Below are 13,880 nucleotides of genomic sequence, written 5' to 3'. Positions count from 1 at the left end.
CATCGAATCATACGCAAAAAGCTGGGTGGAGATCCATTTTAACCTCTAAAGCAAAGGGTTTTCTCGCTAATTGTCGAATCTAGCAAAACATCAATCTTTTGAAACGGAGTGGAAAAGAGATGGCTTTTGAAAGCATGGAGTCGAGGCTTGCTTCGCTTGGCATCGTTCTGCCTGAGGCAGGCCAGCCGGCGGCCAAATACGTCAATTTTATCCTGAAGAGCGGGCTTTTGTTCGTTTCGGGAAAAGGCCCGTCCGGGAATCCGAAAGGAAAGCTGGGGAGCGATTTTTCCACCGAGGAAGGTTACCGGTTCGCCCGGAGCACGGGGCTGGAAATTTTGGCCGTCGTCCAGTCGGCGCTTGGAACGCTGGATAAAGTGAAGCGGGTGGTCAAAATACAAGGTTTCGTCAACGCCGAGCCTCATTTCGAGGAGCATCATCTCGTGCTGAACGGCTGTTCAGACCTGATGATCGACGTGTTTGGCGATATAGGGAAACATGCGCGCTCCGTCTTCGGAGCGGTGTCGGTAAGGGATAATTTACCGATCATTATCGACTCGATCTTTGAAGTCGAGGAATAGAGACAAAAAAAGGGCCATCGAATCAAACGGCAGCCGGAAGACCGAAAGTCTTGTTTTAAATGATCGAAAAAAAGGGGGGGCTAACTTGGCAGACAAGACGGCTGAGCTTCGTGCGCGAGTCGGAAGGATTCCGCTGCTTGCAGGCTGCGGCGAACCGAGACTCATTGCCAAAGGTTTTTCCGCAGATCGAAAATACGTCGTAACGAAAGGAAATGAGCGTTTCCTGCTACGGGTTTTCGATCTTCATCAATATCCGCGCAAGGAAATGGAATACAAAGCGCTGGAGCGAATGCGGCAGGAAAACGTTCTTTGTTCAAGGGCTTTGGAGCTGGGGCGCTGGGAAGAAGCAAATTTGGGATACATGGTATTTACGTATATTGACGGGGATGAAGGGGCGGACGTCGTTTGCTCCTATCCGGAGGAAACCCAATATGAAATCGGCTTGCAGGCCGGAGCGGAACTGCTCAAAATCCACCGATATGAAGCGCCGGATTCGGTTGGACCGTGGTATGAACGGCAAAGGAAAAAACACGAACGGAATAAGGAGCAATATTGGGGCTGCGGCATACGGTTTCCGGGAGACGCCCAATTGCTGGCTTTTATCGAAGAACATCTGGACGCGATGTCGGACCGGCCGAACCGGTTCCAGCACGACGATTTTCATCTGGCGAACCTGGTCGTCAAGGACGGGCATTTATCGGGCGTCATTGATTTTAACCGCTGCGACTGGGGAGATCCGATCCATGATTTTTTGAAAATCGGTTTTTTCTCCGCGGACATCAGCACTGCGTTTGCCGTCGGCCAAATCCATGGGTACCATCAGGGCCGGGAGCCGGACGCCGAATTTTGGCGGCTTTATTCCCTATATTTGGCCATGAACCTGGTGGGTTCGGTTGCTTGGACGCTGAAGGCGCACCCGGATGGATTGAATGATATGTTGGACAGAATCGGCCGCGTCTTGGAGGAACATCGCAATTTTGAAACGTTGATTCCCGCCTGGTACACAAACCACACAAGAAAGGAGGCATACAGATCGGATGATAACGGTTCATGAGGCGGCGTATGCCGACAAATCCACGCTCCGAAACTTGCTGGAGCTGTACAAATACGATTTCAGCGAATTCGACCCGGAGGATGATCTGAACGAAAACGGCTTATATGAGTATATGTATCTGGACCATTACTGGACCGAAGAAGGAAGGTATCCTTATTTGTTCCGGGTTGGCGGCAAGCTGGCGGGTTTTGCGCTGGTACGGCGAACCGGCATGCAGGAAGGCGTTCCCGTGTACGAAATGGCCGAATTTTTTATTTTGAGAAAATACCGCCGCTCGGGGGCGGGACAACAGGCGGCATTTGAATTGTTCGATCGATTGCCCGGGAAATGGAAGGTTGCCGTAATGGAAACGAACGTACCTGCGCAGCGGTTCTGGCGGAAGGTTATCGAAAGGTATACCGGCGGACAGTACGATGAAATCAGGGAAGACGGTTGGGACGGTCCGATTCAAGTTTTTATTTCGGCTAAACGATAAAAATGCATTGGGGGGTGGCACCCATTCAGACCGTCATCTTTATGGTCAGGCACGCGGAATCGCGGTACGTACCGGGCCAGGAAAAGGCGAGGGGAATATCGGAAAAAGGCAGGCAGGATGCGGTAAAAGTCAAAGAGCTGCTGCAGCGGGAAGAGATCGATGCGTTTTTTTCGAGCCCCTACGTGCGCGCGATCCAAACGCTGGAGCCTGCCGCACAGGCGGCCGGAAAAGAAATTGCGATTATCGACGAGCTTAGGGAACGAACGCTTGCGGCGGATCATGTTCACATCCCCGGCGAGCAGTTTGCCGATTGCAAAAAGCGGTTGTACGATGATTTCCGGTATGCGCTCCCCGGAGGGGAGTCGAGCGAAGAAGCGCAGCGCAGAGGGACGGAAGCCTTTATGCAGCTTCTGCGGCGGCATCCCGGCAAAAAATTGGCATTAGGCACGCATGGGGATATCATGACGCTGATCTTGAACTTTTTTGATTCCAAATTCGGCTTTGCGTTTTGGAGATCGACATCGATGCCGGATGTGTATAAACTGGTGTTTGAAGATCTTAAACTGACTGAAGTGACAAGATGCTGGGCGGATTGACCGCGTGCGTCCGGCATAAGGAGGACTTCAATGAGCATCTTGATCGTTTTGCTGCTGATCTGCAATCTGGCGGTTCTGCTGAACATCAATCATAAGCTCCCGAAACGCGATTACGTGCAGGAAGCGCTGGATCGGGACCGGCAGCGGAAGGCGGAAAGGAAGGATCACGATCGATACCCGGAATAGTCAACCTTTTATGGATATTTCATACTTGAAAACAGGAAACGCGAAGCAGCGGGAGGCCTTTGCGGCGCTCGACCGGCTGGGCATTTTCAAAACATTGGCGGCATTCAGCCCGGTCCTCGCCGGAACCATTCCGATCGAGATCGATGTCGAAGACAGCGATTTGGATATCATTTGCGAGATGCGGGAACCGGAGGCGCTGGAGCAGGTTGTGATCCCGGCATACGGCGCGCTGGAGCGTTTTGCGTTAAGCCGGGAACGCATGCATGGCGACAAGGTCATCGTATGTAATTTTCGGTTCGGTTCGTGGCCCGTCGAGATATTTGCCCAGAACCGGCCGGTGACGCAGCAGAACGCCTATAAACATATGGTCGTCGAAGACCGGATATTGAAACGGCTAGGATCCGTATTCCGCGACGACGTCAGAAAATTAAAAAGCAGCGGCGTCAAAACCGAACCCGCCTTTGCCAGACTGCTCAGCCTCGAAGGAGATCCGTATCAGCGGCTGCTTGACATGCATGATTGGGACGAGGAAAAGCTGGGGCTGTTCCTTGTTCAACAAGGGTTTGAACCCGCATAGGGGAAGCCGTGCCGGAAAACTTACAGTCCGGCCGGCTTCTTTTTTTGATGAATGCGTTTTCAAATGATCTGCCGCATTTTATAATCGTTAAGGAAACGGCCGCTGCGTGCGGCCGGCATGATCCGTAAAACAGATCCAAAGGTGGGATATGGCTGTGAATGCTTCCAGTGAACGCGCGACGTTGATCCTTCGATTTTTTGTTCCATATGTGCTTATATTGCTCGGGTCTCTGCTTGCGGGGTGGTTCGCCTACCATAAAACATCGTCGCTCGTGGAATCGGAAACGATGAAAAGCAATGCGGCGGCGCTCGGCCAAATCCGCGAGGCGCTTGACGGCCGTTTTGCCGAAGTGGAGACGATTGCGCAGCAGATGGCCAGCGAGTCCAAAATACAGTCCTTTCAGTTCGTCAAAGCCCCGTTCGAGCAAACGAATCCTTTCCGGCTCTGGGACCTGGAAAAAAGCTTGTTCGATTACCGGATAACCAACCATTTTATCATCGATTATTTTATCGCGTACAAAAACAGCGGCATGTTCATTTCGCCCCGCAAGGTGTACGATGCCAAGCAGTTCTACGGCCTGCAGCTGCGTTATGACGGCAAATCCTACGATGAGTGGCACGACGAGCTTTTCGGGCGGTATTATTACAAAACCTATAAGCCTGGCAGGCAGGTTCTGTATGAAGGAAAACCGTATTCGGTCGTGAGCTACATGCAGTCCTTCGGCACGAAAGACGGCGGAGGCGTCATTACCGTGCTGATCGACAACAAGCAAATTCAAGAGATGCTGCGGCATATCGATGCCGAGCAGGGAGGGTTTGCTTATGTTGCGGACCAAAACGGCAACCTGATCAGTTACGTGGGCATGGATCCGACGACCGCAATCATGAAAGCGCTTCCTGTTAAAGAAGGTTTTTCCTTATTTGATTGGAACGGGAAAAAGATGCTGATCACGCAAACGACTTCCCAGTACAACGGCTGGACCTACGTATCCGCCCAACCGGAGACGGTCGTGCTTGCCAAGGCCAATTACATTAAAGAGCTGACGTTAACCGTATTTATGCTGGCGTTGGGCGCAGGGCTCGCTGTTGCGGCTTTGCTGGCCTACCGGAGCAGCAGGCCCGTGTTTAAAATGCTGCAGCTGCTGCCGCTGAAACCCGGGGGCCGCAAAAACCGCCCGCTCGGCAACCTGATGGACGACATCCGCAGCTCCGTTTCCGCGCTGGTCGAAAGCCATGGCGAGCTGAGCAGCAGGCTCGAGGCGCAGGTCCCTTTGCTTCGCAGCGTGTTTTTTGATCGTCTGCTTCAGGGCGGGTATACGTCCATGGGCGAGGTCGAAGCCGCCATGGAGCATGCCCGGATGGAGCTGAGGAGCGGATATTTCGCCGTGTCCGCCGTCCAAATTCGGGGCTACCATGCTCCGTACAACGAGGAGATGCTGACGGAGCTGGACATTGTGAAACTGAACATCCGGGACGCCATCCCATCGATCGGGCCGGAGGTGCAGATCTCGGCTCAGGCGCATGATCTAGGCGAAAATAAACTGGCTTTGCTCGTTCACGGGGAAGGCGAAACGCCGGACGATTTTATGCAAGGGGTCAAACGGCTGGTGGCGCAATTGCATGATCATGTGAAGCAAACCAGCCATTCCGGGCTTTGGATTGCCGTGGGCACGTGCCAGACGAGATTGACCGAAGTTTATCGTTCCCTTGGCGAAGCGGAGTTTCTTCTAGTGAACGCGGCCTGGAGCGATCGGCAGCCGATATTGTTTTATGAGGAAGCGGAAGTGCCGCCGCCCGTTTATTTTTACCCTTCCGACGTGGAACAGCGATTGATCCAGCTGGTGCGTTCGGGCAACGAGCCGGAGACGGCCCGGCTGATCGGGGAAATCCGGGAGAAAAACGAAGGCAGCGGTCCGCTGCCCGTCGTCGCCCATAAGCTGCTGGCCCAGGAGCTGAGCGGAACGCTGATGAAATGCTGCGAGCCTTCCTTCGCGAACCGGGATGCGTTGACCGACGAGATGAAGGTGGTGCTGGAAGTTTCCGATCCCGCATGGTCGCCTGATGAAGCCGTCCAAAAGCTTTTTCAAGCCCTAATGCAACTGTGCCGCAAGCATGAGGAACAAAAACGGAGCCATAACGATACGCTGGCTGCCAAGCTGATGGAATATATCGACAGCCATTTCCCGGATCCGGATTTAAGCCTTGCGGTACTCGCGAGGGAAGCCGGGAATTCGGAAGCGTACGTGTCTTATTTTTTCAAAGAGCAGACCGGAATGAACTTTTCCGATTATTTGGAGCATGTCCGCATGGATGAGGCGAAGCGGCTGCTGGCCGGAACCGGAATTCCCGTCAGCGAAATTGCGGTCCGGACCGGGTATTTGTCGCTGAACTCGTTCAGCAGGGCGTTCAAACGGGCTAACGGCGTAAGCGCCACCGAATACCGCAAAATTTCCCGGCCGCGTGAAGCGTAAAGGCCCAAACGGCCGCCGCACGCAGCCTTTTCTTAAAAAACGGATACCGCCGGGGAAACGGAATAATGCCTTTTCTAAAGCCCGGCATAACCGCCAAAACATGCAGATTTACGCAATGAAGCGCTTTCAATTAAGATGTGGTCACCGGCCGGATTTTTCCATCCAAAACAAAGGGGGTGACCAAGCTGAATCTTTGGAAAGACATCACGCGCAAATGGCAGCTGTACGCTTTGTTTGCCTTGCCGCTGATTTACATCATCGTATTTAAATACGTGCCTATGTACGGAGCGCAAATCGCGTTTAAGGATTTTAACGTGACTAAAGGCATCACCGGCAGCCCGTGGGTCGGATTCGCGCAGTTCGAGCGTTTTTTCCACTCGCATGAATTTTGGAGGCTGCTCCGGAACACGCTCGTGGTCAGCTTTTACGCGCTGATCGCAAGTTTTCCGTTCCCGATCATCCTGGCGCTCGGTCTCAATTACGTCAAAAACGAACGCTTCAAAAAGTCGGTCCAAATGATCACGTACGCGCCGTATTTTATCTCGCTGGTCGTGCTGGTGGGCCTTCTGCTGCAGTTCCTCGATCCGCGGACGGGGCTCGTCAATACGCTGCTCGGTTGGTTCGGGCTCGGTCCGTACCATTTTATGGCGCAGGCGTCGTGGTTCAAATCGATTTACGTCTGGTCGCATGTATGGCAAAACACGGGGTTCGCCTGCATCATTTATTTGGCGGCGCTGTCCGGCATCGACCCGGCGCTGCATGAAGCGGCCGTCATGGACGGCGCGACCAAGGTTCAGCGGATGCGTCATATCGATTTGCCCGGCATTCTCCCGATCGCGGTCATCTTGCTTATTTTGAACACGGGACAGATGCTGGAGACGGGCTTCGAGAAAATATTGCTGATGCAAAACCCGCTTAATCTGCGCACCTCGGAAGTGATCGACACATACGTCTACAAGGTTGGGCTTGTCTCGCAGGCGATGAATTTCTCTTATGCGACGGCCATCGGCCTGTTCAAAGCGGTGATCGGATTCATCCTGCTGATTATCGTCAATCAGACGGCGAAGCAATTGAAGCAGGAAAGCTTATGGTAGAAAGGCGGCGGAACTATGCATGCAATGAAAATAAAAGAAGCCGGCGCTGACCGTCTGTTTACGATCGTGAATTATTGCGTGTTGACGCTTGTCATGCTGATCGTGCTGTACCCGCTTGTGTATGTTGTAAGCGCTTCATTCAGTTCGAGCAGCGCCGTGTTGTCGGGACGGGTATGGTTGTGGCCGGTCGAACCGACGCTGGATGGCTACCGGGCCGTGTTCAAAAACACGATGGTCGTGCGCGGCTTCATGAACACGATTTTTTATACGGTGGCGGGAACCGGCATCAATTTGCTGTTTACGGTTTTGGCGGCGTATCCGCTGTCCAGGGTCGATTTTCGCGGGCGGAACATGTTCATGCTGCTGTTCGTGTTTACGATGATGTTCAGCGGGGGGCTGATCCCGACGTACCTGCTTGTCAAAGATTTGGGCATGATCGACACCGTGTGGTCCATGCTGATCCCGGGGGCGCTGTCCGTCTGGAACGTCATCATCATGCGCACCTATTTCCAAACGACGATCCCCGGCGAATTGCTGGAGGCCTCCCAGTTGGACGGCTGTTCGGACTTTCGTTTTTTGCTCCGGATCGTGCTGCCGCTTTCGGGGCCGATTCTGGCGGTCATTGCGTTGTTTTATGCCGTGGGGCATTGGAACCAGTATTTTAACGCGATGATTTTTCTTAAAAGGGCGGAGCTGTATCCGCTGCAATTGATTCTTCGGGACATTCTCGTCCAAAACGAGATCAATATCGACATGCTCGGGGACGCCAAAACGGCCGCTGCGCGCCAGGGACTGCGGGAGCTGCTCAAATATTCGCTGATCGTCGTCACATCCGTGCCGCTTCTGGTGGTGTACCCGTTCGTGCAGAAGTTTTTCGTGAAAGGCGTCATGATCGGTTCATTAAAAGGATAGAACGGAAGCCAAAATTGAAATCGATGGAGGGGCGTTATGTATAAAAAGCTGAATAAAATCGCGGGGATCGTCATTGCCGCCGGCATGCTGCTCGCAGGCTGCTCCGGGGGCGCGAAAGAGGGGAGCGCGGATACGAAAGGAAGCAACCCGCCCGCTGCGGGCACTGTAGAGCTGACGCCGCCGGGGACTTATCCGCTCGTTAAAGAAAAAACAACGCTGAAAATCATGGTGCGCGGCAACCCGCTGGTGGAAAATTTCGAAACGAACGAGTTCACCAAATGGTATGAGGAAAAAACGAACGTCCATATCGAATGGGAGGTCGTTCCGGAACAAAGCATGCAGGAAAAACGGTCACGGCGATCGACGGCAACATTTATGCGCTCCCCGAGGTCAACGATTGCTACCACTGCTCGATGAGCCAAAAAATGTGGATCTATGAGCCGTGGCTCAAGAAACTGGGGCTCGAGATGCCGAAAACGACCGACGAGCTCTACAACGTGCTGAAGGCTTTTAAGGAAAACGACCCGAACGGCAACGGGAAAAAGGACGAAATCCCGCTGTCCATCACGCAAAAATCATGGCGTTCGACCATCGACGCGTTCCTGATGAACTCTTTTATCTATAATCCGGTGTACGGATCAAGCAGCAAGCATATGTTCATTAAGGACGGCAAACTGGACGTGGCCTTCAACAAGCCGGAATGGCGCGAGGGCCTGCGGTATCTGAACAAACTCTACAAGGAAGGCCTGATTGCGCCGGAATCGTTCACCCAGGACGAAAACCAGCTGATTCAGCAGGGGGAAAATCCGGGTACGGTCATCTTGGGGGCATCCACGGGCGGACATGAAGGCGTATTCACGCAGCTCATGGGGGACAGCGGACGCTGGAAGGAATACAAAGCGGTTCCGCCGTTAAAAGGACCGGGAGGCGTGCAGTATGCCGCCGTCGACACGACGGCTTTGACGCCGGGCGCCTTCATCATCACCAAAAAAGCCAAAAATCCGGAGCTGGCGCTCCGCTGGGCCGACGGGCTGTACGAAAAAGAGATGACGCTGCGGAGCGTGTACGGCCGTCCGGATCAGGAATGGCGCGACGCCAAGGAAGGAGAAATCGGTATCAACGGCAAACCTGCGGTGTGGTCGGAGCTTAAATCCTACGGCACGGTGCAAAACGTCAACTGGGCGCAAACCGGCCCTGCGCTGCGTACGAACGATTTCAGATTGTCTGCCGTCGCAAAAGGTGACGACGATTTAGAGGTAATTCTGTACAACGAGACGAAGAATAAATATGAGCCGTATAAACCGAAGGATGTCAGCACGGTACCGCCGCTGTTCCTGACGAACGAGCAGGCGTCCGAAATCGCCGACCTGGCGAAAACAATCAATGACTACGTGGATGAAATGATCGCCCGCTTCGTCATTGGCGACGCCAGCCTGGATGCGGATTGGGACAGCTACGTCAGCCAGCTCGACGCGATGAACCTGAAGCGATATCTGGAGATTTACCAGACGGCTTACGATGAAAAGAACAAAAAATAAACCTAGCAAACGGAGGTAATACGACATGAATCCGCGTTTCGAACGAACGCTGCCGCTGATGAACGACCGTTTCGGCCTTTTTATCCACTGGGGATTGTATGCGATTCCAGCCCGAGGGGAATGGGTGCGAAGCCAGGAGCGGATCACCAACGAGCAATACCAGCCTTATTTCGAAGAATTTAATCCGGTGCTATACGATCCGAAGAGCTGGGCCAAAGCGGCCAAAGCTGCCGGACAGCGATATGCGGTGCTTACGACGAAACATCACGACGGTTTTTGCTTGTTCGACAGCCAGCTGACCGATTACAAGGCGACGAATACGCCGGCGGGGCGCGACCTCGTTCGCGAATACGTGGATGCTTTCCGCGAGGAGGGGCTGAAGGTCGGTTTCTATTATTCCTTGATCGACTGGTATCATGACGATTATCCGGCTTATGGCGACCGTCAGCATCCGATGCGCGACAACGAGGCTTACAAGGACAAAAAGATCGATTTTGACCGTTACCTCGACTATATGCACGGCCAGGTCCGGGAGCTGCTGACCAACTACGGCAAAATCGATATCATGTGGTTCGATTTTTCTTACGACGACATGACAGGAGAGAAATGGCGCGCGACCGAACTTATCCAAATGATCCGTTCCCTGCAGCCGGATATCGTGATCGATAACCGGCTCGGCGGCAATATCATGGCGGCGGAGCCTGAAGTGTACGCCGGGGATTTCTTCTCGCCGGAGCAGATCATTCCGCCCCAGGGCATCGTCAATTCGGCGGGCGAGCCGATTCCATGGGAAGCGTGCATTACGCTGAACGACCACTGGGGATACCACGCGACCGACCGGAATTACAAATCTCCGCGCCAGGTCATCCGCGCGCTCGTCGAATGCGTCAGCAAAAACGGCAATCTGCTTCTGAACGTCGGCCCGGATGCCAAAGGCGAAATTCCGAAGGAATCGCTTGAAATTTTGGAGACGGTCGGCGAGTGGCTGCGCCGCAACGGCGACAGCATTTACGGCTGCGGCATCGCCAAGCTGCCGAAGCCGGAGTGGGGCCGCTACACCCAGCGCGGCAACAAGCTGTACGCGCACGTCTTCGACCGGGGCATCGGGCCGATTTACTTCCAGGGATTGAAGGGCAAAATCAAAAAAGCCCGCCTGCTTGCGGACGGCAGCGAACTCCATGTGCATACGCCTTGGATGGCGGACCAATATTCGGATACGGAAAGCGGCGCGTTCATTCACATCCCCGGAGGAGACTTGCCGGATGAACTGGATACGGTCATTGAGCTTGAACTGACGGAGGAATTGTAAGCGTTTGATCGTCCAAATGAGCTGTTGATATCGATACCGAAAGGGAGGATGAACGGAATGAAACCTGGAGTCAGCACCTATAGTTTGCTTCAAGCGATCAAAGCTGGAGAGATGACGGTCCTGGACGTCATCGATTGGATTGCGGAGCAGGGCGGGGAACATATGGAGATCGTTCCTTACGGCTTCACCCTGGAGGACCAGCCGGATCTCGCGGATGCCGTCCGCGAGCGGGCAGCCGCAAAAGGCATCGCATTGTCCAACTATTCGATGCCCGCGAATTTCGTGCAGGAAACTCCGGAAGCGTTTGAAGCCGAAATGGAAAGGGTCAAGCGACATGTGGATACGGTCCATCGCCTTGGGATGAAGCATATGCGCCACGACGTGACGGCTTTTACGCTCCCGCCCGAAAAATGGGGCATCGACTATCTGGAGGACAATCTGGCGCAAATCGTGGAGGGCTGTCGGCGCATCGCGGATTATGCGGCGCAATACGGCATCACGACCACGATCGAAAACCACGGCGTCAGCGTGCAGGCCAGCGACCGGGTGCAGCGGGTGCTTCGGGCCGTGGACCGTCCAAATTTCAAAACGACGCTCGACATCGGCAATTTTCTCTGCGTCGATGAGCAGCCGCTGGTCGGCGTAAAGCGGAACCTGCCGTTTGCTTCGCTGATTCACGTCAAAGATTTCTACATCCGTCCGGCCGATCAGAACCCAGGGGGCGGGGCCTGGTTCCGCTCGTCCCACGGAAATTACCTGCGGGGATCGATCTTCGGGCAAGGAGATATCGACGTGCGGCGGGTGCTGCGGATGATCAAGGCGTCCGGTTACGACGGATACGTCACGCTGGAATTCGAAGGCATGGAGGAGTGCCGGGAAGGCACGAAGCTGGGCCTTGAAAATTTAAGACGAATTTGGGATGAGGTATAATCCGTAACACATGTTTAAGGCGCTGCTGGCGGTTGATTCCGCAGGCAGCGCTTTTTTGTATCTCCGGATTCCGGCCGTTCCCGGGTTATATAGACGAATCAAAGCTTTTCGCCCTCTTTTTATGGGTAAGGAATAGACCCGGAATGAAGATTGCCGCAAGGACAACGACGGATACCAAGAATCCGGCATGATAACCTTTTAATCCGTTGGCAATCGTCGGCTGCATCCCTTGCTGGGCCGTTGCGACGACGGTTGCCATCACAGCCGAGCCAAAGCTGGAGCCAAGGTTTTCAATCATATTTAAGCCGACGCCTGCTTTCGGAAGTAGTTTGCCGTCAAGTCCTGTATAAGCGTCACTCGTGAGCGGAAGCATAATTCCTCCGAAACTGGTCCCCCGGATGAACAATACGATGGAAATCCAGATCATGCTTGTTTGATCGGTAATGAAGATTAGCGGAAGCGATCCGATAAGCGAAAGAACGAGACTGACCATGACCACGTATTTCGCACCGATCTTATCAATCATTTTTCCGATCATCGGCCGGGTAACGAGCATCCCGACACCCTGGGGAATTAACGCCAGCGCTGCTTCGATTGCCGTGAAATGACGGAAGTTTTGGAAGAATAACGGCAGGATCAACATCGGGCCCATGACGGATATATTCGCCAAGAACAAACCGATACTCGAAGCCGCGAAGCTCTTGCGTGCAAATAAATTCATTGGAAGCACGGTTTGATTCTTCCGGATCCGATTATATACGGAGTAAATGACGGCTAAAGCCAGACCAATGCCCACCCACAGGATGGTTTCGCGATTGTTAAAAGACGCATGGTCCGCTGCTTTCGTAATGCCGTATATCAAGGCAGCACTCAAGAAGGACAAATCAATAATTCCAAAAACATCGAGCGTACTGTCTTTGTCGAACGGTTCAAAGTCCGGGATTTTTTTTATCATCAGGGGTGCAGCAATCAGAACAATAAACACGTTGATGAAGAATATCCAGTGCCATGATGCCCCTTGAACGATGAATCCCCCGATGACCGGCCCTAAGATCGGTCCGAGAATCATAGGCGTGCTGACGATGGCCATCACTTTCCCTACATTTTCCGGACCAGCCGTGTGAACCAATAGGGTTGACATGAGCGTGGTAATGATCCCCGCACTGAATCCTTGAAGCAAACGAAAGAAGATGAAGCTGGAAATATCCCAGCTAGCACCTGCCAAAACGGAAATGAGACCGAAGGCGATGACCGCTCCGATAAAGATTTTCTTCCCGTTAAATTTGTTCATCAGCCAGCCGGATACGGGAACCGCAATCGCAAGGGCTAACACATAACCTGTAATGGCCCATTGAATGGTATCCAATGTCGTGTTGAAATCCTTCGATAATGTATCGACGGCGATGTTCACCATCGTTGAGTCCAGCATGGGAGCAATGGCTCCAAGTGCAATCGCCCAGGCAGTCATGAGGATTCCCCGGGGTAATCCGGGTTCCTTTACTTTGTCTTTTGCCATTTTATTTCTCCTCTCCGAGGTTGTTGTTATTCGCATTATTTGTTTCCTTGTCAACAATATCGCAATATTGTTTCCTTGTCAACAAAAGCGAAGATGCAAAAAAGCAGCCTGCTCTCAATCGAGCCCGGCTGCCTGTGGTTGCATTTTCATGATTCAAATGCGCTTTAACTTAATTAATGCTTATACCCTGTTTCTTTATTTCTGCATCCAAATGCTTGCTATACGCTTCAATGAAGCGAAGCATACCGTCAAATTGTTCCTCGGTTACCTGCTTAAATACAGCTTGGTCCCGTTCTTGAAATTCTTTGTGCAGTTCCTCATGGATGTTATAAATGTCTTTCCCTAGCTTCGTTAGCCTAAAATAGATTTCTTTCTTGTTATCCGGCTTCTGGTAGCTATCGATCAGGCCTTTTTCCATGAGCTTCTTCGTTAATTTACTTATGGCGCCTCTAGTCATATAAAGGGACTCCGCGAGTTTGGTCACGTTGGGGTCTGCGTTTTTTCCGATGGCTTCGATGCAATGTACTTCAGAAGGCTTATAACCTTTAAGGCTGTCTTCCATTTTGTTTCTATTAAGCCAAGCCATCTTGTTAAATAAGTCCCTGAAATCAGTCATGACCTGTTCTTGTTTGTTCATGGCCTGTC

At 52.9% G+C, this 13,880-nt stretch carries 15 protein-coding genes; 13 read left to right on the top strand and 2 right to left on the bottom strand.

Features of this window, described 5'->3' with window-relative positions:
• Positions 1-119: 119 nt before the first annotated feature.
• From MKY58_RS16125 to MKY58_RS16065, 13 genes are all read left to right on the top strand, one after another.
• The gene (locus MKY58_RS16125; RefSeq protein WP_339321182.1) at positions 120-578 is read left to right on the top strand and encodes a RidA family protein; all 459 of its coding nucleotides are present in this window, start codon (positions 120-122) and stop codon (positions 576-578) included.
• Between the two features lie 85 nt (positions 579-663).
• Complete coding sequence (locus MKY58_RS16120) at positions 664-1,632, top strand: aminoglycoside phosphotransferase family protein (protein ID WP_339321181.1); 969 nt, start codon at positions 664-666, stop codon at positions 1,630-1,632.
• Complete coding sequence (locus tag MKY58_RS16115; RefSeq protein ID WP_339321180.1) at positions 1,616-2,107, top strand: GNAT family N-acetyltransferase; 492 nt, start codon at positions 1,616-1,618, stop codon at positions 2,105-2,107. Before MKY58_RS16120 ends, MKY58_RS16115 begins: the two co-directional genes overlap by 17 nt.
• A 14-nt stretch (positions 2,108-2,121) precedes the next feature.
• Positions 2,122-2,703, top strand: a complete 582-nt coding sequence (locus MKY58_RS16110) for a histidine phosphatase family protein (RefSeq protein WP_339321179.1) — start codon at positions 2,122-2,124, stop codon at positions 2,701-2,703.
• A gap of 30 nt (positions 2,704-2,733) precedes the next feature.
• Positions 2,734-2,889 carry a hypothetical protein gene (locus MKY58_RS16105; protein ID WP_339321178.1) on the top strand — a complete coding sequence of 52 codons (156 nt, stop codon included), beginning with the start codon at positions 2,734-2,736 and terminating at the stop codon, positions 2,887-2,889.
• Positions 2,890-2,914: 25 nt separating this feature from the next.
• On the top strand, positions 2,915-3,466 hold the full coding sequence (locus MKY58_RS16100; protein ID WP_339321177.1) for a DUF4269 domain-containing protein: 552 nt from the start codon (positions 2,915-2,917) through the stop codon (positions 3,464-3,466).
• Between the two features lie 148 nt (positions 3,467-3,614).
• The gene (locus MKY58_RS16095) at positions 3,615-5,936 is read left to right on the top strand and encodes an AraC family transcriptional regulator (RefSeq protein ID WP_339321176.1); all 2,322 of its coding nucleotides are present in this window, start codon (positions 3,615-3,617) and stop codon (positions 5,934-5,936) included.
• Positions 5,937-6,157: 221 nt separating this feature from the next.
• Positions 6,158-7,030: an ABC transporter permease subunit gene (locus MKY58_RS16090; RefSeq protein ID WP_339325175.1), complete on the top strand. Its 873-nt coding sequence runs from the start codon at positions 6,158-6,160 to the stop codon at positions 7,028-7,030.
• 15 nt (positions 7,031-7,045) lie between these two features.
• Complete coding sequence (locus tag MKY58_RS16085; protein ID WP_339321175.1) at positions 7,046-7,942, top strand: carbohydrate ABC transporter permease; 897 nt, start codon at positions 7,046-7,048, stop codon at positions 7,940-7,942.
• Between the two features lie 36 nt (positions 7,943-7,978).
• On the top strand, positions 7,979-8,359 hold the full coding sequence (locus tag MKY58_RS16080) for a hypothetical protein (RefSeq protein WP_339321174.1): 381 nt from the start codon (positions 7,979-7,981) through the stop codon (positions 8,357-8,359).
• Positions 8,254-9,480: an extracellular solute-binding protein gene (locus MKY58_RS16075; protein ID WP_339321173.1), complete on the top strand. Its 1,227-nt coding sequence runs from the start codon at positions 8,254-8,256 to the stop codon at positions 9,478-9,480. Before MKY58_RS16080 ends, MKY58_RS16075 begins: the two co-directional genes overlap by 106 nt.
• Before the next feature lie 25 nt (positions 9,481-9,505).
• Positions 9,506-10,789: an alpha-L-fucosidase gene (locus tag MKY58_RS16070; RefSeq protein WP_212951593.1), complete on the top strand. Its 1,284-nt coding sequence runs from the start codon at positions 9,506-9,508 to the stop codon at positions 10,787-10,789.
• 57 nt (positions 10,790-10,846) lie between these two features.
• Positions 10,847-11,719, top strand: coding sequence for a sugar phosphate isomerase/epimerase family protein (locus MKY58_RS16065; protein ID WP_339321172.1), 873 nt, complete (start codon positions 10,847-10,849; stop codon positions 11,717-11,719).
• Between the two features lie 85 nt (positions 11,720-11,804).
• Here the strand turns inward: MKY58_RS16065 and MKY58_RS16060 are convergent, their stop codons facing one another.
• On the bottom strand, positions 11,805-13,235 hold the full coding sequence (locus tag MKY58_RS16060; protein WP_339321171.1) for an MDR family MFS transporter: 1,431 nt from the start codon (positions 13,233-13,235) through the stop codon (positions 11,805-11,807).
• A 169-nt stretch (positions 13,236-13,404) separates the two neighbouring features.
• Positions 13,405-13,872: a MarR family transcriptional regulator gene (locus MKY58_RS16055; RefSeq protein WP_339321170.1), complete on the bottom strand. Its 468-nt coding sequence runs from the start codon at positions 13,870-13,872 to the stop codon at positions 13,405-13,407.
• Positions 13,873-13,880 lie beyond the last annotated feature (8 nt).

This window comes from Paenibacillus sp. FSL W8-0194, assembly GCF_037969745.1.
Lineage (GTDB): Bacteria > Bacillota > Bacilli > Paenibacillales > Paenibacillaceae > Paenibacillus_AQ > Paenibacillus_AQ cookii.
The sequence above is the reverse complement of the archived record's forward strand: the minus strand, read 5'-3'. Positions and strand labels throughout refer to the sequence as shown.